This window comes from Streptomyces sp. NPDC020489 (assembly GCF_044386545.1).
GTDB lineage: Bacteria > Actinomycetota > Actinomycetes > Streptomycetales > Streptomycetaceae > Streptomyces.
Genome location: NZ_JBIRUZ010000021.1, coordinates 64,911 through 86,239, shown reverse-complemented (window position 1 = coordinate 86,239; position 21,329 = coordinate 64,911). Strand labels below are relative to the sequence as shown.

The 21,329-nt window shown below is 73.1% G+C and carries 17 protein-coding genes and 1 riboswitch; of the genes, 11 read left to right on the top strand and 6 right to left on the bottom strand.

Annotation, left to right across the window (positions count from 1 at the left end; translation table 11 throughout):
* Window positions 1-3: 3 nt before the first annotated feature.
* The 3 genes from ACH41F_RS38650 to ACH41F_RS38640 form a co-directional block, all read right to left on the bottom strand.
* A complete protein-coding gene (locus ACH41F_RS38650; protein WP_391230452.1) occupies window positions 4-798 on the bottom strand; it encodes an enoyl-CoA hydratase-related protein in 795 nt (264 codons plus the stop codon).
* A gap of 128 nt (window positions 799-926) precedes the next feature.
* On the bottom strand, window positions 927-1,148 hold the full coding sequence (locus tag ACH41F_RS38645) for a helix-turn-helix domain-containing protein (protein ID WP_004002281.1): 222 nt from the start codon (window positions 1,146-1,148) through the stop codon (window positions 927-929).
* Window positions 1,149-1,483: 335 nt separating this feature from the next.
* A complete protein-coding gene (locus ACH41F_RS38640; protein WP_391230449.1) occupies window positions 1,484-3,082 on the bottom strand; it encodes an ATP-binding cassette domain-containing protein in 1,599 nt (532 codons plus the stop codon).
* 179 nt (window positions 3,083-3,261) lie between these two features.
* Here ACH41F_RS38640 and ACH41F_RS38635 point away from each other — a divergent pair, with 179 nt between their 5' ends.
* Both ACH41F_RS38635 and ACH41F_RS38630 read left to right on the top strand, forming a co-directional pair.
* Window positions 3,262-4,155 (top strand): neutral zinc metallopeptidase, encoded by an 894-nt coding sequence (locus ACH41F_RS38635; protein WP_391230447.1) that lies wholly within the window; start codon window positions 3,262-3,264, stop codon window positions 4,153-4,155.
* Window positions 4,156-4,258: 103 nt separating this feature from the next.
* The gene (locus ACH41F_RS38630; RefSeq protein WP_391230445.1) at window positions 4,259-4,672 is read left to right on the top strand and encodes a VOC family protein; all 414 of its coding nucleotides are present in this window, start codon (window positions 4,259-4,261) and stop codon (window positions 4,670-4,672) included.
* Window positions 4,673-4,679: 7 nt separating this feature from the next.
* Here ACH41F_RS38630 and ACH41F_RS38625 read toward each other — a convergent pair whose 3' ends face one another.
* The 3 genes from ACH41F_RS38625 to ACH41F_RS38615 form a co-directional block, all read right to left on the bottom strand.
* Window positions 4,680-6,077 (bottom strand): hypothetical protein, encoded by a 1,398-nt coding sequence (locus ACH41F_RS38625; protein ID WP_391230444.1) that lies wholly within the window; start codon window positions 6,075-6,077, stop codon window positions 4,680-4,682.
* A 169-nt stretch (window positions 6,078-6,246) separates the two neighbouring features.
* Window positions 6,247-7,374, bottom strand: a complete 1,128-nt coding sequence (locus ACH41F_RS38620) for an alpha/beta fold hydrolase (RefSeq protein WP_391230441.1) — start codon at window positions 7,372-7,374, stop codon at window positions 6,247-6,249.
* A gap of 130 nt (window positions 7,375-7,504) precedes the next feature.
* A complete protein-coding gene (locus ACH41F_RS38615) occupies window positions 7,505-8,236 on the bottom strand; it encodes a class II aldolase/adducin family protein (RefSeq protein ID WP_391230439.1) in 732 nt (243 codons plus the stop codon).
* A gap of 230 nt (window positions 8,237-8,466) precedes the next feature.
* Between ACH41F_RS38615 and ACH41F_RS38610 the strand changes: the two genes are divergently transcribed.
* From ACH41F_RS38610 to cobI, 9 genes are all read left to right on the top strand, one after another.
* Window positions 8,467-9,708, top strand: a complete 1,242-nt coding sequence (locus tag ACH41F_RS38610; protein ID WP_391230437.1) for an inorganic phosphate transporter — start codon at window positions 8,467-8,469, stop codon at window positions 9,706-9,708.
* 37 nt (window positions 9,709-9,745) lie between these two features.
* Window positions 9,746-9,967, top strand: coding sequence for a hypothetical protein (locus tag ACH41F_RS38605; protein WP_391230435.1), 222 nt, complete (start codon window positions 9,746-9,748; stop codon window positions 9,965-9,967).
* Window positions 9,968-10,308: 341 nt separating this feature from the next.
* A riboswitch (cobalamin riboswitch) is annotated at window positions 10,309-10,442 on the top strand.
* A 100-nt stretch (window positions 10,443-10,542) separates the two neighbouring features.
* Window positions 10,543-11,484, top strand: a complete 942-nt coding sequence (locus ACH41F_RS38600) for a cobalamin biosynthesis protein (RefSeq protein WP_391230433.1) — start codon at window positions 10,543-10,545, stop codon at window positions 11,482-11,484.
* Window positions 11,481-12,992 carry a cobyric acid synthase gene (locus tag ACH41F_RS38595; protein ID WP_391230431.1) on the top strand — a complete coding sequence of 504 codons (1,512 nt, stop codon included), beginning with the start codon at window positions 11,481-11,483 and terminating at the stop codon, window positions 12,990-12,992. Before ACH41F_RS38600 ends, ACH41F_RS38595 begins: the two co-directional genes overlap by 4 nt.
* On the top strand, window positions 12,989-16,645 hold the full coding sequence (cobN, locus tag ACH41F_RS38590) for a cobaltochelatase subunit CobN (protein ID WP_391230429.1): 3,657 nt from the start codon (window positions 12,989-12,991) through the stop codon (window positions 16,643-16,645). The genes ACH41F_RS38595 and cobN overlap by 4 nt, the downstream gene beginning before the upstream one ends.
* Window positions 16,642-18,639, top strand: a complete 1,998-nt coding sequence (locus ACH41F_RS38585; protein WP_391230427.1) for a putative cobaltochelatase — start codon at window positions 16,642-16,644, stop codon at window positions 18,637-18,639. The genes cobN and ACH41F_RS38585 overlap by 4 nt, the downstream gene beginning before the upstream one ends.
* Complete coding sequence (gene cobO / locus ACH41F_RS38580) at window positions 18,639-19,238, top strand: cob(I)yrinic acid a,c-diamide adenosyltransferase (RefSeq protein WP_391230426.1); 600 nt, start codon at window positions 18,639-18,641, stop codon at window positions 19,236-19,238. The genes ACH41F_RS38585 and cobO overlap by 1 nt, the downstream gene beginning before the upstream one ends.
* Complete coding sequence (locus tag ACH41F_RS38575; RefSeq protein ID WP_391230425.1) at window positions 19,235-20,584, top strand: cobyrinate a,c-diamide synthase; 1,350 nt, start codon at window positions 19,235-19,237, stop codon at window positions 20,582-20,584. Before cobO ends, ACH41F_RS38575 begins: the two co-directional genes overlap by 4 nt.
* Window positions 20,581-21,312 carry a precorrin-2 C(20)-methyltransferase gene (gene cobI / locus ACH41F_RS38570; protein ID WP_391230424.1) on the top strand — a complete coding sequence of 244 codons (732 nt, stop codon included), beginning with the start codon at window positions 20,581-20,583 and terminating at the stop codon, window positions 21,310-21,312. The genes ACH41F_RS38575 and cobI overlap by 4 nt, the downstream gene beginning before the upstream one ends.
* Window positions 21,313-21,329: the final 17 nt, after the last annotated feature.

Sequence of the window (21,329 nt, the reverse complement as noted above, 5' to 3'; positions counted from 1 at the left end):
AGGTCACTCGCCGACGCCGGCCAGGTCCCGCAGCCGCCGTGCCTGGGCCGCGCGCTCGGCGGCACGCTGCTCGTCGTAGGTGCGGTCCTGGGCGCCGCGCAGCAGGGCCTTGGTCTCGATGACGGCGTCCCTGGGGGCGGCGAGGAGCGCCGCGGCGAGGTCGCGCACCGCGCCGTCGAGCTGGTCCAGGGGCACGGCGAGGTTGGCGAGGCCGGTGTTCACCGCTTCCTCGGCCGTCACGAAGCGCCCGGTGGCGCAGATCTCCAGCGCCCGGGCGTAGCCGACCAGCGAGACGAGGGGGTGCGTGCCGGTGAGGTCGGGGACCAGTCCGAGGCTGGTCTCGCGCATGGCGAACTGCACGTCGTCGGCCACCACGCGCAGGTCACAGGCGAGCGCGAGTTGGAAGCCCGCCCCGATGGCATGCCCCTGGACGGCGGCGATGGACACGACGTCGCTGCGCCGCCACCAGGTGAAGCCCTCCTGGAACTCCGCGATGGCGGCGTCGAGTTCGGCGTCGCCGCTGCGGGCGAGGTCGATGAACGACGGCTCGCCCTCGATCCCCTCCGGCGTGAACATCTGCCGGTCGAGCCCGGCGGAGAAGGACTTGCCCTCACCGCGCAGCACGACGACACGGACGGAGCCGGGCACGAGCCGACCGGCCTCGGCGAGCGTGCGCCACAGAGCGGGGCTCTGCGCGTTGCGCTTGGCGGGGTTGGTCAGCGTCACCGTGGCGAGCGCGTCGTCGACGGTGAGCCGTACGCCGTCCTTGTCGAGCAGGGGAACGAGTTCCTGGCCCATGGGGCGCCTCCGATGAGTGCGGTCATCCGCCGTGCCACACGGCACGGCTAAGTGACTGCACAGTAACCACCCGACCGGTCAGCAGACCGACCGGGTGGCCACCATCGAAGCCGAGGGGCCGCCCGGGTTCAGGACGACGCGGCCTTCTTGCCGCGGGTCGCGCCGCCACGCCCACGGAGCGTGACGCCGGACTCGCTGAGCATCCGGTGGACGAAGCCATACGAGCGGCCGGTCTCTTCGGCCAGCGCCCGAATGCTCGCACCGGAGTCGTACTTCTTCTTCAGGTCTGCCGCGAGCTTGTCGCGCGCGGCGCCGGTTACCCGGCTGCCCTTCTTCAGAGTCTCGGCCACCCGTGCCTCCTCATGGGAAGTGCGCTCTGGTCTCCTCATGATCACCCCTCCGGGGCTTCATGGCCACCCATTCGGCAAGGTCCGTAAGACAAGCTTGTGACGACAGGAGCGCGTCCCCACATACGGAGTCCGTAATTCCGCGACGGGTCGTTCGTACCGCCGAACGAGTTCTCTTGTGAAGTTGCTGGTCAGAGACGCGCAGCGGCCGAGCCCTCGCGGATGGAGGGCTCGGCCGCGAAAAAGATGTAGGACACACCTCGGTACGAGGAGATCTCACACAGATGATGGATCACCGGTAGGCCGAATGATCCCTACGCAGTTGATCAACCGTTCGATCAAGCGAGGGCGACGAGGTCCGCGTAGTCGGAACCCCACAGATCCTCGACCCCGTCGGGCAGCAGGATGATCCGCTCCGGCTGGAGCGCCTCGACGGCGCCCTCGTCATGGGTGACCAGCACGACCGCGCCCTTGTAGGTGCGCAGCGCGCCGAGGATCTCCTCACGGCTGGCCGGGTCGAGGTTGTTGGTGGGCTCGTCCAGAAGCAGCACGTTCGCCGAGGAGACGACCAGGGTGGCGAGGGCGAGCCGGGTCTTCTCACCGCCGGAGAGCACGCCCGCGGGCTTGTCGACGTCGTCGCCGGAGAACAGGAACGAGCCCAGCACCTTGCGGACCTCGACCAGGTCCATGTCGGGGGCGGCGGAGCGCATGTTCTCCAGGACCGTGCGGTCCGGGTCCAGGGTCTCGTGCTCCTGGGCGTAGTAGCCGATCTTGAGCCCGTGACCGGGCACGACGGCACCGGTGTCCGGCTGCTCGGCACCGGCGAGGAGCCGCAGCAGGGTCGTCTTGCCGGCGCCGTTGAGGCCGAGGATGACGACCCGGGAGCCCTTGTCGATGGCCAGGTCGACGTCGGTGAAGATCTCCAGCGAGCCGTAGGACTTCGACAGGCCCTCGGCGGTCAGCGGGGTCTTGCCGCAGGGCGCGGGGTCCGGGAAGCGGAGCTTGGCCACCTTGTCGGAGACCCGGACCGCCTCCAGGCCGGCGAGCAGCCGGTCGGCACGCTTGGCCATGTTCTGCGCGGCGACCGTCTTGGTGGCCTTGGCGCGCATCTTGTCAGCCTGCGAGTGCAGGGCCGCGGCCTTCTTCTCGGCGTTCTGCCGCTCACGCTTGCGGCGTTTCTCGTCCGCCTCGCGCTGCTGCTGGTACAGCTTCCAGCCCATGTTGTAGACGTCGATCTGGGCGCGGTTGGCGTCCAGGTAGAAGACCTTGTTCACGACCGTCTCGACCAGGTCGACGTCGTGGGAGATCACGATGAAGCCGCCGCGGTAGGTCTTGAGGTAGTCGCGCAGCCAGACGATCGAGTCGGCGTCGAGGTGGTTGGTGGGCTCGTCGAGCAGCAGGGTGTCCGCGTCCGAGAACAGGATCCGGGCCAGTTCGATACGGCGGCGCTGACCACCGGACAGCGTGTGCAGCGGCTGGCCCAGCACCCGGTCGGGCAGGTTCAGCGCGGCGGCGATGGTGGCGGCCTCGGCCTCGGCGGAGTACCCGCCCTTGGTGAGGAACTCCGTCTCCTGGCGCTCGTACTGCCGCAGCGCCTTCTCCCGGGTCCCGCCCTGGCCGTTGGCGATCCGCTGCTCGTTCTCGCGCATCTTGCGCATCAGGACATCGAGACCGCGCGCGGAGAGGATGCGGTCGCGGGCGAGGACGTCGAGGTCGCCGGTGCGGGGGTCCTGCGGGAGGTAGCCGACCTCGCCGGAGCGGGTGACCTGGCCCGCGGCGGGGATGCCCTCGCCGGCCAGGACCTTGGTCAGGGTGGTCTTCCCGGCGCCGTTGCGGCCGACCAGGCCGATGCGGTCGCCCTTGGCGACACGGAAGGTGGCGGACTCGATGAGGACTCGGGCGCCGGCGCGCAGCTCGATACCGGTGGCGGAGATCACGGACAGACTCCAGGGCAGATTCGGTTGGCAGGTGGGCGGCTGAGGACGTTCCCGCCGTCTAATGCGCGAGGAGAATGGCCATGTGCCAAGTCTAACGGGGGCATGCAAGCACTTTTTCGATGCGGGTGTTCCGGGCCGTTCGGGGTGCGTGGGCCGCGGCCGTGGACCACGATGTCGGCATGCAGTTCGACGACGACGCCAGACTGGACACCTCCGAGGTCCAGGACGTGCGCGGCAGCCGCATCCCCGGGGGCAGGGCGACCGTCGGCGGGGGCATCGCCGGGCTGATCGCGCTGCTGCTGGGGCTGTTCCTGGGCGTGGGACCGGACCAGCTCGGGCTCACCGACGAGGGCGGCGGTCAGCCGGCCGCCACGGCGTCGAGCCTGGCCGAGGTCCAGCAGTCCTGCCGCACCGGGCAGGACGCGAACACCAGGGACGACTGCCGCATGGTGGCCGTCGTCAACAGCGTGCAGGACTACTGGGACCAGGAGTTCCAGCGGCGCAGCGGGACGTACTCCCGCTCCCCCACGGTCTTCTTCAGCGAACGGGTCGGCACCGCGTGCGGGGCGGCGACCTCGGCGGTCGGGCCGTTCTACTGCCCCGGGGACCGCAAGGTCTATCTGGACCTGGGCTTCTTCGACGAACTGCGCTCGACGTTCGGTGCGAGCGGTGGCGCCTTCGCCCAGGCCTATGTGGTCGCGCACGAGTACGGACACCACGTGCAGGACCTCATGGGCACCCTGGGCCGGTCCCAGGACGGGCGCACGGGCGAGAACAGCAACGCGGTGAAGGTGGAGCTCCAGGCGGACTGCTACGCGGGCGTGTGGGCGCACCACGCGACCACGACCAAGGACGAGTCGACCGGGCGGCCGCTGATCACCAGCCTCACCGAGGCCGACATCGCCGACGGTCTGGACGCCGCCGCGGCCGTGGGCGACGACCGGATCCAGGAGCGGTTCCAGGGGCGGGTGACGCCGGAGTCGTGGACGCACGGGTCGGCGGCGCAGCGGCAGCAGTGGTTCCACCAGGGATTCGAGACCGGCGACATGGCCCGGTGCGACACCTTCCGCTGACGCCCCTGCCGTGTTCTCGCTGGTCGGGGCCGTTGTCAGTGGGCGCCGCCAGACTGGACGACACATCGGACACGCGGCATTTGATCACGAGGGAGTGATCGGCATGGCAGGCACGAGCGGCACACGCCCCAGCATCTACCCGACCCTGTTGTACACGGACGCCAAGGCGGCCATCAGGCAGCTCACGGAGGCCTTCGGCTTCACCGAGCTGGCGGTGTACGAGGGGGAGGACGGCCTGGTGCAGCACGCCGAGCTGGTCCAGGGCAACGGCGCGATCATGCTCGGCTCCAAGGGGCGCGGCGGCCTCTTCGACGCGGCGATGAAGGACGCCGGCACCACCGGGGTGTACGTCGTCGTGGACGACGTCGACGCACACCACCGGCGCGCGGTGGAGAAGGGCGCGGAGATCCTGATGCCCCCGACGGACCAGGACTACGGCTCGCGGGACTACATCGCCCGGGACGTCGAGGGCAACGTCTGGAGCTTCGGCACGTACGCGCCCGACATCAAGGGCTGAGCGGCCCTCAGCTGCTCCCCGTGTGCACCTGGAAGGCCGCCCTGCGCACCGCCTTGGCGAGCGCGGGGTCGGGGTGGGCCGCGGCGAGCGCGACCAGCACCTGCACCGTGCGGGGGTGGCCGACGGCGCGCACCTCGTCGAGCAGCATGGGGACCGTCGGCTGCACCGCGGCCTCCAGGTGGCGCACCAGCAGCGGCGCCTCGCCGTGGTCGGCGACGGCGGCCGCCGTGTCGACCCACAGCCAGGTGGCCTCCTCGCGGGTGAGCACCTCGTGGGCGTCCTCGGGGTCCACGCCGTCGTGCTCGGCCAGCCAGAGCAGGGCGTAGGGCCGCAGCACGGGCTCCTCGGTCACCGCGCGCACATCGGGCTCGGCAGGGGCGCCGACGACGCGCAGCGCCTCGAAGGCGAGGCCGCGCAGCAGGGCGTCCTCGCCGCGGGCGGCGGCGAGCAGCTCGGTGACGGCGCTGCCGACCGGGCGGGCGGCGAGCCAGGCGCGGTACTCGTCGCGGGCCGCCTTGGGACGGAGCTGGGCGCAGCCGCGCAGCATCTCCTCGGCGACGGCCTCGATGTTCCCGGCGGGGCTCTGCGCGGCCACGCAGATCTGCTCCAGCTTGACCCAGACCGCCCAGTTGCCGAGCGGGGTCAGCGTGGCCTGTCCGTCGCCGTAGGTGAGGGCGCCGACGGACGCGAGGGCGCGCAGGGCCCAGTCGAGGAGGGGTTCGAGGGGGGCGTCCTCGGCCCGCTCCCGGTCGGGGTCGGGCTGCGGGCCGTAGGGGATCTCGCAGCGCTCGGTGCGCAGTTCGGTGACCCGCTGCTCCAGCAGGTCCAGCAGCTGTGCCACGGGCACGGGGCCGGCGGAGAGCTGGAGGAAGGAGAGCACCTGCGGCATGGCCGAGACGACCTCGGCGACGGTGGCGGCCTCGTGCTCGGCGGGTTCCGGGTGAGCGAGCGACCAGGCGTCGAAGAGGGCGACCCAGCCGCGCAGCACGGCGCTGTCGTCGCGGTGCCAGGCACGCAGCCGCCAGCCGGGGCGGGCGCTGCCGCCGTGCACCTCGACGAGGCCGGCGAGCCGTGCGGTGTCCCAGTCGGCGCGGATCTGAGCCGCGGTCAGCCCCAGGTCCGCGGCGGCCCGTTCGGCGCTGCTGTCGGAGAGGGTGGCCGTGCCGTCGGCCTGTCCGGCGTCCCGGCCCGGGCCCAGCGCGGCGTCGGCCCAGTGCGCGACGCGGGCCGCGCCGGCCAGCTGCGAGCGCGCCATTCTGGCCAGCTCGGCCTGGGCCGGGGTGCCCTCCGGGGGGCGGGGTGCGGGGCGGCGGGAGGGCCGCTGGGTCATCGCTCGGGGGGCGGCGGCCAGGGGTCGCGGTCGGACGAGTCGAAGCCTGGAGTCGCGCGGGATACGGGACGTCACGGGTGCAGTCTTCCGGTTGACGGTCCGAAAACCCAAACGGAATGTAACGGCGGGCGATGGAGAGGGCCAAGGCACGGCGTCCGGCGGGCGCTCGGGGGACCCGAACCGGCCAGTGGTACGGCCTTAAACGGAATCCGTGGGCCGGGCTCCAGGACCGGCCGGGGCGGCGTTACATCAGCGGGGTGAGGAAGCGCCGGAGGACCTCTTCGTAACCGGCGGGGTCGGCGTTCCACATGGCGCCGTGCGGGGCGTGCGGGACGGTGTGGAGGGCGATCCGCTGCGGGCGGGCGGCGGCGAGGCGGCGCGAGTGGGTCCAGGGGGCGATGGTGTCGTCGGGGCCGTGCACGATCAGCGTCGGCACCCTGAGCAGGTCCGGGTCGGCCGCCTCGGCGGCGGCGTCGGCGTGCAGCCCGGTGCGGCCCTGTGCGGCGCGCACGGCGAGCGGGAGCAGGGCGCCCGGGGTGCGGCGGGCGGTGGCGAGGGCGCGCAGGGTGGTCTCCCAGCTGAGCACCGGGGAGTCGAGGACCAGGCCGGAGATGCGGTCGCGGACCCCGGAGTGGGCGGCGGCGCGCAGGGCCATGGTGGCGCCGGTGGACCAGCCGTGCAGGACGACCTTCCGGGCGCCGTTGCGAACGGCGAAGCGGATCGCCGCGTCCAGGTCGCGCCACTCGGTCTCGCCGAGGTGGTTCAGGCCGTCCGGCGGGCGGGGGGCGTCGGGGTCGCCGCGGTAGCCGAGGGCGAGCACGGGGAAGCGGCTGGCGGCGAGGAACTCCAGGACGTTCAGGGAGAGTTCGCGGGTGGTGCCGAGACCGTGCACGGAGATGACCCAGGTGGCCCGGATGCCGGGGACGAACCAGGCGGGCAGGGTGCCGAGTTCGCCCGGGACGCCGACCTCCTGGTACGCGATGCCGAGGGCGGAGACGGGGTCGCCGACGTGGACGTTGGGGGTGAACCACACGGTGTCGCCGGGGCGCAGGGTGCCGCGCGTGACCCGCTCAAGGCGGCGCACGACGGTGTCGGCGGTGTGGGCGGCGGTGTCGAGGACGGGGCCGACGACGGCGTGGGCGGCCTCCCCGGCGAGGCCGTAGGTGCCGGGGCGCAGCGCGGCCAGGTCCCGGGTGAGGGCGACCTGGCCCGCGGCCGTGGCGTGCACGGTGAGCCGGGGCTCGGTGGGCAAGGGCCCGCCCGGGGGCGCCTTGAGGGCGGCGTCGCTGGCGAGTCGGCCGACGGCGACGCTCGCGGCGCCGGCGGCCAGGGCCACGGTGACGGCGGCGGCCGTTGCTTTGACAGTGCGCACCCGTCCAGTGTCCTGGTGGACCCGGTGCCGGGCCAGTGGGAGGGCGGTTCGGGGTGAATCGCCGTGTCGCGCGGTGAGCCGGGGTGCCGCGGATCGCAGCGCGACGCGTGGGGGGGGCCGGGGACCCTCGTCACCCGCGCTGCCCGTACCCCCGCAGCTTCCGGCCGGCCTCCGCCACCTGGTCCTTCGACAGGAGCGTCGGGCTGAGGCCCGGCACCGAGGACGCCGTCAGCCACAGACGGCACATCCACTCCAGCTGGGCGGTGCGGTCGAAGGCCTGGTCGAGGGTGGCGCCGTAGGTGATGGTGCCGTGGTTGCGCAGCAGGCAGCCGGTGCGGTCGGCGAGGGCGTGGAGCATGTGCGCGGCCAACTCCTCGGTGCCGTACGTCGCGTACGGGGCGACCCGGACGGCGCCGCCGAGCGCGCCGGACATGTAGTGGATCGCCGGGAGCTCCGGGACGAGCGTCGAGACGGCCGTCGCGTGGACGGCGTGGGTGTGGACGACGGCGCCGGCGTCGCCGGTGCGGTAGATCGCGAGGTGCATGGGGAGTTCGCTCGTGGGGACGAGCCGGCCGAGGACCTGGCGGCCGTCGAGGTCGACGCCGGTGACGTCGTCGGGCGTCAGCCGGTCATAGGGCACCCCCGAGGGGGTGACGAGCACGGTGTCCTCGACGCGGACCGAGACGTTGCCGGAGGTGCCGACGACGAGCCCGTCGGAGACGGTGCGCCGGGCGGTCGCCACGAGCTCCTCCCAGGCGTGTGCCTCCTCGGCGCGCACGCTCCGCCGCCACGGCCCCGGCGCCTCCTGTGCGCCCTGCCCGGCACCGTGCCCGTCCCGCTGCTCGCGTCGCTGCTCAGCCATGCGCCGATCCTGTCAGGTGGGGGCGTACGACGGGACCGGGCCGGGACACTGCGGGCGGCGGCCGGGCGGGCGGCTGGGGGCGTGATTCGGGCGGTGCTCGGGCCGCGCGGGAGGATCGGAGGGGAAACCCTCGATTCCAGTCACCGTGCGGCCCGCCTCAGTTCACCTTCCGTTCATCCTGGTTGCTTACGTTCAACGAGCCAATGACGCTCGAACGATTGCCTGGGTAAATGGAAAACTTCTCGCTGATCCTCGCGATTGTGGTCGTAACCGCACTCGCGTTCGATTTCACGAACGGTTTTCACGACACCGCGAACGCGATGGCCACCACCATCTCGACCGGTGCGCTCAAGCCCAAGGTCGCGGTGGCCATGTCCGCCGTGCTGAACCTTGTGGGCGCCTTCCTCTCCGTGGAGGTCGCCAACACGATCTCCAAGGGTCTCGTCGACGAGAGCGGCATACGTCCCGAGGTCATCTTCGCCGCCCTGGTCGGCGCGATCCTCTGGAACTTGCTGACCTGGCTGGTCGGGCTTCCCTCCAGCTCCTCCCACGCCCTCATGGGCGGACTGATCGGCGCCACCATCGCCTCGGCCGGCACGGGTGCCGTCCACGGCGACGTGCTCGTCACCAAGGTTCTGATCCCGGCGATCGCGGCCCCCCTGGTCGCGGGCGTCGCCGCGCTGCTCGCCACCCGGCTGATGTACTCGCTCGGGAAGAAGTCCGAGGGCAGCAAGTCCTCCGAGAAGGGCTACCGCGCGGGCCAGATCGCCTCGGCCGGCCTGGTCTCCCTCGCCCACGGCACGAACGACGCGCAGAAGACCATGGGCATCATCACGCTCGCCCTGGTCGCCGGCGGTGCCGTCGCCCCCGACTCCGACCCGCCGATGTGGGTCATCCTCTCCGCGGGTCTCGCCATCGCGCTCGGCACCTACCTCGGCGGGTGGCGCATCATCCGCACCATGGGCAAGGGCCTGACCGACCTCCAGCCGCAGCAGGGCTTCGCCGCCCAGACCTCCGCGGCCACGGTCATCCTCGCCTCCTCGCACCTCGGCTTCTCCCTCTCCACCACCCACTCGGTCTCGGGTTCGGTGATGGGCGCCGGTCTCGGCCGCAAGGGCGGCGTGGTGCGCTGGTCGACCGCGACCCGGATGTTCGTGGCGTGGGGCCTGACGCTCCCGGCCGCGGCACTCGTGGGCGCCATCGCCGAGTCCGTCTGCGACCTCGGCAGCTGGGGCACGGCCCTGGTGGCGGTCTTCCTCGTCGGCTCCAGCGCGGCGATCTGGAAGATCTCGCGCCGCGAGGTCGTCGACCACACCAACGTCAACGAGAGCGAGGAGCCGGCCGGCGTCGTCACCACGGCGATCGCCGCGGTCACCCCGCCCCCCGCCGGCACGGTGACCGAGGACCTCACGGCCACCATCCCCGCCCCGATCGCCGCGACGGCGGAGCCGGCCCCGCCGGCCGCCGTCTGAGCCCCACGCACCCCACGTCAACGAAGGAATCACCGGCATGAAGATCGACTGGGAAGCGCTGGGCTCCGTCTTCGGCGTCAGCCTCGTGGTCACCGTGGCTCTCGTGGCCCTCTTCACCCTCGGCATCAAGGGCCTGACCCGCCAGGAACAGGCCTCGGCCCAGGGCGGCTCCGCCGCTCTCGCGGTCACCGGCGCATACGCCTGCTTCGCCGCCTGCGCGGCGGCGGTGGCGTACGGGATCTATCTGATCGTCGCCTGAGGCGACGCGCACGGCCCTCGTGGGGTGGGGGGGGGGGGGGCCGGCCCCCCCCCCCCCCCCCGGGGCCCCCCCCCCCCCCCCCCGGGGGGGGGGGGCGCCCCCCCCCCCCCCCCCCCCCCCCCCCCCACCCCGGCCCCACCCGCGGGGTCGCCCGCGGGGGGGGGGGGGGGGGTTTGGGTGGTTTTTGGGCGGGGGGGGGGGGGGCCCCCCCCCGCCGGGGGGGGGGGGGGGGCGGGTGCCCCGCCCCCCACCCCACGTTTTCGTGACAGCCGCGACGGCCCGTATGTGGGCCTCGGCACACTCCCCCGCCCCAGGTCAACGGCAAGTTGACGGCCCTTCCGGGCCCGTGGTGGACTGCCGGGGCCATGTACGACGGCATGGAGAGGAAGCCGGTGCGAGTCCGGCGCGGTCCCGCCACTGTCACCGGGGTAGGTAGCCCCGGGAGCCAGGAACTCTCGTCGTCGGTCTCGTCGAACCAGGGCGTGGACACCCTGAGTGAGGACATATCACCATGCTCGCCTGCCGTCTGAGGTACCGCTCCAGGTCGCTGCCCGACCCCACGGCCGGTTGAGCCGATGCGTGCCGATCGCGTCTTCGCGTACGGCGCCGCCGCCGGACTTCTCGGGGACCTGCTGCTCGGTGATCCACGCCGGGGGCATCCGGTCGCCGCGTTCGGGCGGGCCGCGGGCGCCGTGGAGCGGGTGCTGTGGCGGGACCACCGGGGGTGGGGGGCGCTGCACACCGCGGTGTGCGCCGGGGGCGTCGTGGCGCTCGGTGCCGTGGCGCAGCACGTCGTACGTCCCTCCCGTACCGCCTCCTTGGCGCTGACCGGCGTCGCCACCTGGGCCGTCGTCGGGGGTACCTCGCTCGCTCGTGAGGCCCGGGTCATCGGGCGGGCCCTGGCCGCCGGGGACGTCGAGGCGGCCCGGGAGCGGCTGCCGCATCTGTGCGGGCGGGACCCGCAGGCCCTCGACGCCGACGGGATCGCCCGGGCCGTCGTGGAGTCCGTCGCCGAGAACACCTCCGACGCCGTCGTCGGGGCGCTGGTGTGGGGGGCCGTCGCCGGGGTGCCGGGACTGCTGGGCTTCCGGGCCGTCAACACGCTGGACGCGATGGTCGGGCACAAGTCCCCCCGCTACCGGCGCTACGGGTGGGCCTCGGCGCGGCTGGACGACGTCGCGGGGTGGCCCGGGGCGCGGCTGACCGCCGTCCTCGCGACGGTGGCCGGCGGCGATCCGCGCGGTGCCGTGCGGGCCTGGCGTGCCGACGCGCGCCGCCATCCGAGTCCCAACGCCGGTCCTGTGGAGGCCTCGTTCGCGGGGGCGCTCGGGGTGCGGCTGGGCGGGACGTTGTCGTACGCGGGGCGGGTGGAGCACCGGCCCGTGCTGAATGGGGAGGGGCGATCCGTGGAGGTCACGGACATCGAGCGGGCCGTACGGCTGTCGCGCCGGGTCGGGCTGCTGGCGCTCGGCGTGGGTGTCGCCGCGCGGGCCGTCGTGCAGGGGCGCAGGTCATGAGCGGCGGGGGGCTTCTCGTCGCCGGGACCACCTCCGACGCCGGCAAGAGCGTCGTGACCGCCGGGATCTGCCGGTGGCTGGTGCGCCAGGGGGTCAAGGTCGCGCCGTTCAAGGCGCAGAACATGTCCCTCAACTCGTTCGTGACGCGGGAGGGCGCCGAGATCGGGCGGGCGCAGGCCATGCAGGCCCAGGCCTGCCGCGTCGAGCCGACCGCGCTGATGAACCCCGTGCTGCTCAAGCCCGGTGGCGAGCAGAGCAGTCAGGTCGTCCTGCTCGGCAAGCCGGTGGGCGAGCTGAGCGCACGCGGGTACCACGGCGGACGCCAGCAGCGGCTGCTCGGCACCGTGCTGGACTGTCTCGCCGAACTGCGGGGCACGTATGACGCGGTGATCTGTGAGGGCGCGGGCAGTCCGGCCGAGATCAACCTGCGGCGCACCGACATCGTGAACATGGGCATCGCCCGCAATGCCGGGCTGCCCGTGCTCGTCGTCGGTGACATCGACCGCGGTGGGGTCTTCGCGTCCTTCTTCGGGACCGTCGCCCTGCTGTCCGAGGCGGACCAGAAGCTCGTCGCCGGGTTCCTCGTGAACAAGTTCCGGGGGGACGTGTCCCTCCTCGAACCCGGGCTCGACATGCTGCACGGCCTCACCGGGCGGCGCACCTACGGCGTGCTGCCCTTCCGGCACGGGCTCGGCATCGACGAGGAGGACGGGCTGCGGGTGTCCCTGCGCGGGACCGTCCGGGAGTCCAACACCGCCCCGCCCGTGGGCGAGGACGTCCTGCGCGTCGCCGTCTGCGCGATCCCGCTCATGTCCAACTTCACCGACGTCGACGCCCTGGCCGCCGAACCGGGTGTCGTGGTGCGGTTCGTGGACCGGGCGGAGGAGCTGGCCGACGCCGACCTCGTCGTCGTCCCCGGCACCCGGGGGACCGTCCGGGCCCTCCAGTGGCTGCGGGAGCGCGGTCTGGCCGACGCCCTCACCGCACGGGCCGCACAGGGGCGTCCGATCCTCGGCGTCTGCGGCGGGTTCCAGATCCTCGGCGAGCACATCGAGGACGAGGTCGAGTCGCGCGCCGGCGCGGTCGACGGCCTCGGAGTGCTTCCCGTGCGGGTGCGGTTCGCCCGCGAGAAGACCCTCACCCGGCCGGAGGGCGAGGCCCTCGGCGAGCACGTCGCCGGGTACGAGATCCATCACGGGGTCGCCGACGTCCACGGCGGGGAACCGTTCCTGGACGGCTGCCGGGTCGGACAGACCTGGGGCACGCACTGGCACGGGTCGCTGGAGTCGGACGGGTTCCGGCGGGCGTTCCTGCGCGAGGTGGCGGCCGCCGCGGGCCGCCGCTTCGTACCGGCGCCCGACACCTCGTTCGCCGCGCTGCGCGAGGAGCAGCTCGACCGGCTCGGCGACCTGATCGAACAGCACGCGGACACGGACGCGCTGTGGCGGCTCATCGAGTCCGGCGCGCCGCAAGGACTGCCTTTCATTCCACCGGGAGCGCCCGCATGAGCACAGTGTTGTTGTTGTCGACCGCCGACACGGACCTGCTGGCGGCCCGCGCCGCCTCCGGTGCCGACTACCGGATCGGCAACCCGACCCGCGTGGACGTGGCGCAGGAGCTGCCCGCGCTCGTCGAGGGCGCGGACATCGCCGTCGTACGGCTGCTCGGCGGCAAGCGGGCCTGGGAGGACGGGCTGGCCGCGCTGAAGGCCGCCGGGATCCCGACCGTGCTGCTGGGCGGGGAGTCCGTCCCGGACGCGGAGTTGATGGCCGAGTCGTCCGTGCCGGCCGGTGTGGTGGCGGAGGCGCTGAAGTACCTCGTCGAGGGCGGCCCCGCCAACCTCACCGAACTCGCCCGGTTCCTCTCCGACACGGTGCTGCTGACCGGTGAGGGGTTCGTCGAGCCGCAGAAGATGCCGGAGTTCGGCGTCCACGGCTCGTACGCCCTTCAGGAGGGCCGCCCGACCGTCGGCGTGCTCTTCTACCGGGCCCATGAACTCAGCGGCAACACCGCCTTCGTGGACACCCTCTGCGAGGCCGTCGAGGCACGCGGCGCCAACGCCCTTCCCGTGTACTGCGGTTCGCTGCGCGGAGCCGACGCCGCCCTGTACGAGATCCTCGGCAAGGCCGACACCCTCGTCGCCACCGTCCTCGCCGCCGGCGGCGCCCACGCCTCGCAGGCCTCCGCCGGCGGTGACGAGGAGGCCTGGGACATCGGGGCGCTGGCGGACCTGAACGTGCCGGTGCTGCAAGGCCTTTGCCTCACCTCGTCCCGGGAAGCCTGGGACGGGTCCGACGCGGCCCTCTCCCCCATGGACGCGGCGATGCAGGTCGCGATCCCGGAGTTCGACGGGCGCCTGATCACCGTGCCGTTCTCCTTCAAGGAGCAGGGCCCGGACGACGTCCCGGTGTACGTGGCCGACCCCGAGCGGGCCGCGCGCGTCGCCGGGATCGCCGTGCGGCACGCCCGGTTGCGGCACAAGGCGAACCACGACAAGAAGCTCGCGCTCGTCTTCACCGCCTACCCGACCAAGCACTCCCGGGTCGGCAACGCGGTGGGCCTGGACACCCCGGCCTCGGCGGTGCGGGTGCTGGACGCGCTGCGGGACGCCGGTTACGTCGTCGAGGGGCACCCGGACAACGGGGACGAGCTGATCCACCGGCTCATCAACGCCGGTGGCCACGACGTCGAGTGGCTCACCGAGGAGCAACTGGCCGCCGCGCCCGCGCGGGTGCCGCTCGCGGACTACCGGGCGTGGTTCGACCAGCTCGACCCGCGGCTGCGGGACGCCATGCTGGAGGCGTGGGGCGAGCCGCCCGGCTCGCTGTACGTCGACGGGGACGACATCGTGCTCGCCTCCCTCCAGTTCGGCAACGTCGTCGTGATGATCCAGCCGCCGCGCGGCTTCGGCGAGAACCCGATCGCGATCTACCACGACCCGGACATGCCGCCGTCGCACCACTACATGGCCGCGTACCGGTGGCTGGAGAACTCTTTCGGCGCCGACGCCGTCGTGCACATGGGCAAGCACGGCACGATGGAGTGGCTGCCCGGCAAGGGGCTCGGGCTCAGCGGCGGGTGCGCGCCGGACGCCGTGCTCGGTGAACTCCCGCTGATCTACCCGTTCATCGTCAATGACCCCGGCGAGGGCACCCAGGCCAAGCGGCGCGGGCACGCCACGGTCGTCGACCACCTCGTGCCGCCGATGGCCCGCGCCGACACCTACGGCGACCTGGCCAAGCTGGAGCAGCTGCTCGACGAGTACGCGCTCGTCTCCGACCTGGACCCGGTGAAGGCGCCGGCCGTGCGGGCGCAGATCTGGACGCTGGTGAAGGCGGCCGAGCTCCACCACGACCTGCATGTCGAGGACCAGCCGGACGACGACGCCTTCGACGAGTTCGTCATGCACATCGACGGCTACCTGTGCGAGATCAAGGACGTGCAGATCCGGGACGGGCTGCACGTCCTGGGCGGCGGCCCGGTCGACGAGGCGCGGGTCAACCTGGTGCTCGCCGTGCTGCGGGCCTCGCAGGTGTGGGGCGGGCAGGCGAACGCGCTGCCGGGGCTCAGGGCGTCCTTCGCGGCCCACTTCGGGCTGGTGGAGAAGAAGTTGCTGGCCGAGCCGGGCGCCCCGGTGAAGGTGCCGGTGGAGCTGACGGAGCTCGTCGAGGGGCCGTCCCGTTCGGCCGCCGACGCGATCGACCTGCTGGAGCAGCTGTGCCGGCGGGTGGCGGAGGGCATGGAGGCACGCGGCTGGGACGTCACGCTCGTCCCGGCTCTCGTCCGAGGTGTGCTCGGCACCGAACTCCCGGAAGCGGTGGCTGTGTTGGAGTTCGCCTGCACCGAGGTCGTACCGCGTCTGGCGCGGACCACCGACGAGATCGACCACATCCTCAAGGCGCTCGACGGCGGTTACGTCCCCGCCGGTCCGTCCGGCTCCCCCACCCGCGGTCTGGTCAACGTGCTCCCGACCGGCCGCAACTTCTACTCCGTCGACCCCAAGGCCATTCCGTCCCGGCTGAGTTGGGAGGTCGGCCAGTCGCTCGCCGACTCGCTGGTCCAGCGCTACCTCCAGGACACCGGCGAGTACCCGAAGTCCGTCGGGCTGACGGTCTGGGGCACCTCCGCGATGCGCACCCAGGGCGACGACATCGCGGAGATCCTCGCGCTGCTGGGCTGCCGCCCGGTGTGGGACGAGGCGTCGAGGCGGGTGACCGGCTTCGAGATCATCGGCCTGGAGGAGCTCGGCCGTCCCCGTGTCGACGTCACCGTCCGTATCTCCGGGTTCTTCCGGGACGCGTTCCCGCACGTGGTCGGGCTGATCGACGACGCCGTGCGCCAGGTGGCCGAGCTGGACGAGCCCGCCGACCGGAACTTCGTCAAGGCCCACGCCGACGAGGACACCGCCGAGCACGGTGACCGGCGGCGCGCGACGGCCCGGATCTTCGGCTCCAAGCCCGGCGCGTACGGCGCCGGTCTGCTGCCGCTGATCGACGCCCGGAACTGGCGGTCGGACGCGGACCTCGCCGAGGTGTACGCGGTGTGGGGCGGCTACGCCTACGGGCGCGGGCTCGACGGGCGGGCGGCGCGCGGGGACATGGAGACGGCGTTCAAGCGGATCAACGTGGCCGCGAAGAACGTCGACACCCGCGAGCACGATCTCGTCGACGCCGACGACTACTTCCAGTACCACGGCGGCATGGTCGCCATGGTCCGCCACCTCACGGGCGCCAACCCCGAGGCGTACGTGGGCGATTCGGCCACGCCCGACCAGGTGAAGACGCGGACGCTCGGCGAGGAGACCCACCGGGTCTTCCGGGCCCGGGTGGTCAACCCCCGCTGGATGGCGGCCATGCGCCGGCACGGCTACAAGGGCGCGTTCGAGATGGCGGCGACCGTCGACTATCTCTTCGGCTACGACGCCACGGCGGGCGTGGTCGACGACTGGATGTACGAGAAGCTCAGCGCCGAGTACGTCTTCGACCCGGAGAACCGGGACTTCATGAAGAAGTCCAACCCGTGGGCGCTGCGCGGCATCACCGAGCGCCTGCTGGAGGCGGCGGACCGGGGGCTGTGGGCGGAGCCGGACGCGGACACGCTGGAGCGGCTGCGCGCCACCTACCTGGAGCTCGAAGGCGATCTGGAGGGTGACGAGAAGTGAGTACCCCGTTTCCGTTCACGGCCGTGGTCGGCCAGGACGACCTGCGGCTCGCGCTGCTGCTGAACGCCGTGTCACCGGCGGTCGGCGGTGTGCTGGTGCGCGGGGAGAAGGGCACCGCCAAGTCGACGGCCGTGCGGGCGCTGTCGGCACTGCTGCCGGAGGTGCCGGTCGTCGCCGGGTGCCGTTTCTCCTGTGATCCGGCCGCGCCGGACCCCGCGTGCCCGGACGGGCCGCACGAGACCGGCAACGGCGTCGCGCGCCCCGCCCGCATGGTCGAACTCCCCGTAGGTGCCTCGGAGGACCGGCTCGTCGGCGCCCTCGACATCGAGCGGGCGCTCGCGGAGGGCGTGAAGGCCTTCGAGCCGGGGCTGCTCGCCGACGCGCACCGCGGGATCCTTTACGTCGACGAGGTCAACCTGCTCCATGACCACCTGGTCGACCTGCTGCTCGACGCGGCCGCCATGGGCGCCTCCTACGTGGAGCGGGAGGGCGTCTCCGTGCGGCACGCCTCGAAGTTCCTGCTCGTCGGCACCATGAACCCCGAAGAGGGCGAGCTGCGGCCGCAGTTGCTCGACCGGTTCGGGCTGACCGTCGAGGTCGCGGCCTCGCGGGAGCCGGACCAGCGGGTGGAGGTCGTGCGGCGCCGGCTGGCGTACGACGACGACCCGGCGGGCTTCGCGGCGCGCTGGGCGGACGAGGAGGCGGCGGTACGGCAACGGATCGTCGCCGCGCGGGAGTTGCTGCCGTCGGTGCGGCTCGGTGACGGGGCGCTGCGGCAGATCGCGGCGACCTGTGCCGCGTTCGAGGTGGACGGGATGCGGGCCGACATCGTGATGGCCCGGACGGCCACCGCGCTGGCGGCCTGGGCGGGGCGGACCGAGGTGCTGGCGGAGGACGTACGGCAGGCCGCGCTGCTCGCGCTGCCGCATCGGCGTCGGCGCAACCCCTTCGACGCGCCGGGACTCGACGAGGACAAGCTCGACGAGACGCTGGAGGAGTTCTCCGGCGACGGCGAGGGCGACGAGGATCCCGATCCCGACGGGCCCGGTGGGGGCGGCGGCGGGCAGCCGTCGCCGGAGTCCGGTCCGCAGGGCGGCGACGAGGGTGCGCGCCCCGAGGAGGGCGAGGGCGGTGAGCCGCAGCCCGCCGGTGCCGGTGCGGGTGAGCAGTCCGCGGTGCGGGCTGCCGAGCCGTTCCGTACCAAGGTGCTCAGCGTGCCCGGGCTCGGGGACGGGGCTGCCGGGCGACGTTCGCGGGCGCGGACCGAGCAGGGGCGGACCACGGGTGCGCGACGCCCGCAAGGGGCGTTGACCAAGCTGCATCTGGCGGCCACCGTGCAGGCCGCCGCCCCGCATCAGCGGGCACGCGGGCGGTCCGGGCCCGGCCTCGTGGTGCGCCGGGACGATCTGCGGCAGGCGACGCGGGAGGGGCGCGAGGGGAACCTCGTGCTGTTCGTCGTGGACGCCTCCGGGTCGATGGCGGCGCGGCAGCGGATGAGCGCGGTCAAGGGGGCTGTGCTGTCGTTGCTGCTGGACGCCTACCAGCGGCGGGACAAGGTGGGGCTGGTGACGTTCCGGGGGGCGGCCGCCGAGGTGGCCCTGCCTCCGACGTCGTCCGTGGACGCCGCGGCGGCCCGGCTGGAGACGCTGCCCACCGGTGGGCGTACGCCGCTCGCCGCGGGGCTGTTGAGGGCGCACGAGGTGCTGCGGGTCGAGCGGTTGCGGGATCCGGCCCGGCGGGCGCTGGTGGTCGTGGTGACGGACGGGCGGGCCACGGGTGGGCCCGAGCCGGTCGCGCTCGCGGGGCGGGCGGCGCGGCTGTTCGCGGCCGACGGCGTCGCCTGCGTCGTCGTCGACTGCGAGTCGGGGCCCGTGCGGCTCGGGCTCGCCGGACAGCTCGCCGGTGAACTGGGCGGCACCGCCGTGACATTGGACGAGCTGCGGGCGGACTCCATCGCCGGGCTCGTGAAGGACGTACAGAGGAGGGCCGCGTAATGCCGCAGGGACAGCCGAGTGTGGTGCCGGACGACGGTCTGACGACCCGTCAGCGTCGTAACCGGCCGCTGGTGGTCGTGCACACGGGCATCGGCAAGGGGAAGTCGACGGCCGCCTTCGGGCTGGCGCTGCGGGCCTGGAACCAGGGGTGGCCCATCGGGGTGTTCCAGTTCGTCAAGTCGGCGAAGTGGAAGGTCGGCGAGGAGAACGCGCTGCGGGTGCTGGGGGCGTCCGGGGAGGGCGGGTCCGTCGACTGGCACAAGATGGGCGAGGGCTGGTCCTGGGTGCAGCGGGACGCGCAGATGGACAACGAGGAGAAGGCCCGGGAGGGCTGGGAGCAGGTCAAGCGGGACCTGGCCGCCGAGACGTACCGGCTGTACGTGCTCGACGAGTTCGCGTACCCCCTGCACTGGGGGTGGGTGGACACGGACGAGGTCATCGACGTGCTCAGGAATCGGCCGGGCACCCAGCACGTGGTGATCACCGGGCGCAACGCACCCGAGAAGCTGGTGGACTTCGCCGATCTCGTGACCGACATGTCCAAGGTCAAGCATCCGATGGACGCCGGGCAGAAGGGCCAGAGGGGCATCGAGTGGTGAGTGCTTCCGTCCCTCGGCTGGTCATCGCCGCGCCGTCCTCCGGCAGCGGCAAGACCACCGTCGCCACGGGGTTGATGGCCGCGTTCGCCGCGCGGGGGCTCGCCGTGTCCCCGCACAAGGTCGGGCCGGACTACATCGACCCCGGGTACCACGCGCTCGCGAGCGGGCGGGTGGGGCGGAACCTCGACGCGTATCTGTGCGGGCCGGAGTTGATCGGGCCGTTGTTCGCGCATGGGGCGCGCGGGTGTGACATCGCCGTCGTCGAGGGGGTGATGGGGATGTTCGACGGGGCCGCCGGGGAGGGTGAACTGGCCTCCACCGCTCATGTGGCGAAGCTGCTCGGGGCGCCGGTGGTGCTGGTCGTGGACGCCTCGTCGCAGTCCCGGTCGGTGGCGGCGCTGGTGCACGGCTTCGCGTCCTGGGACCCCGAGGTGCGGGTCGGGGGCGTGATCCTGAACAAGGTCGCGTCGGACCGGCACGAGGAGTTGCTGCGGGAGGCGTTGGACTCGGCCGGGGTGCCGGTGTGGGGTGTGCTGCGGCGGGCGGTCCAGGTGGACACGCCGTCGCGGCATCTGGGGTTGGTGCCGGTCGCCGAGCGACGTGCCGCCGCCGTGGAGGCGGTGGCGGCGATGGCGGCCCAGGTCGAGCGCGGGTGCGACCTGGACGGGCTGCTGTCGCTGGCCCGGAGTGCGGGGGCGTGGTCGGGCGCGGCCTGGGAGGCCCCCGAGCACCGCACCGACAGGCGTGAGGTGGTCGCCGTCGCCGGTGGGCCCGCCTTCACCTTCTCCTATGCCGAGCACGCCGAGCTGCTCACCGCCGCCGGAGCCGAGGTCGTCACCTTCGATCCGCTGCGGGACGAGCAACTGCCCGACGGTACCCGCGGGTTGGTGATCGGCGGTGGTTTCCCCGAGGTGTACGCGGCCGAGCTGTCCGCCAACGAGCCGCTGCGGAAGGCCGTCACCGCCCTCGCGGAGAGCGGGGCTCCCGTCGCCGCCGAGTGCGCCGGGCTGCTCTACCTCTGTCGTGAGCTGGACGGGCGGCCCATGTGCGGAGTGCTCGACGCGTCCGCGCGGATGAGCGAGCGGCTCACGCTCGGGTACCGGGACGCCGTGGCCGTCGGTGACAGCGTGCTCGCCGTCGCCGGGACGCGGATGCGGGGGCACGAGTTCCACCGGACCGTCGTCGAGCCGGGCTCGGGGGCGGCCCCCGCCTGGGGTGTGCGCACCCCTCCCCGGCGGGTCGAGGGTTTTGTACAGCGAGGTGTGCACGCGAGTTATCTGCACACGCACTGGGCGTCGCAGCCCGGTGTCGCCCGTAGGTTCGTCGAGAGGTGCCGGACGTCATGAGCAGCAAGCTGATCGGAGTCGGGGTCGGTCCCGGCGATCCCGAGCTGGTGACCGTCAAGGGCGTCAACGCTCTGCGGGCCGCCGATGTCGTCGTGGTCCCCGTGATGGACACCGGGGAGCGGGGGCGGGCCGAGGCGACCGTGCTGCACTACGTGCCCGCCGAGAAGGTCCTGCGGGTGGTGTTCGCGCTCAACGAGCGGACCGACCGGGGGCGTCGGGAGGCCGCCTGGGACGCCGCCGGGGAGCGGGTGGCCCAGCTGCTCGGCGAGCATTCCGCCGTCGCCTTCGCCACCATCGGCGATCCGAACGTGTACTCCACCTTCACCTATCTCGCCCACACCATCGGCGCGCTCGTGCCGGGGACCGTCGTGGAGACCGTGCCCGGCATCACCGCCATGCAGGATCTCGCCGCCCGTTCCGGTGCCGTGCTCACCGAGGGGACCGAGCCGCTGACGCTGGTGCCGGTGACCGCGGGGGCCGCCGCGCTCAAGGAGGCCCTGGCCGGGCCGGGGACCGTGGTGGCGTACAAGTTCGGGCGGCAGGCGCGGGAGGTCGTCGAGGCGCTCCGGGAGACCGGGCGGATCGACGACGCGGTGTGGGGGTCCGCGCTCGGGCTGCCCGAGGAGTCCGTGCGGGCCGCCCGCGAGCTGGACGGGGAGCCGCTGCCCTATCTCTCCACGCTCATCGCGCCCGCCCCGCGCGACGGCGGCCGGGGCGGCAAGCTGTGATCTCCGCGAGAGCCGGC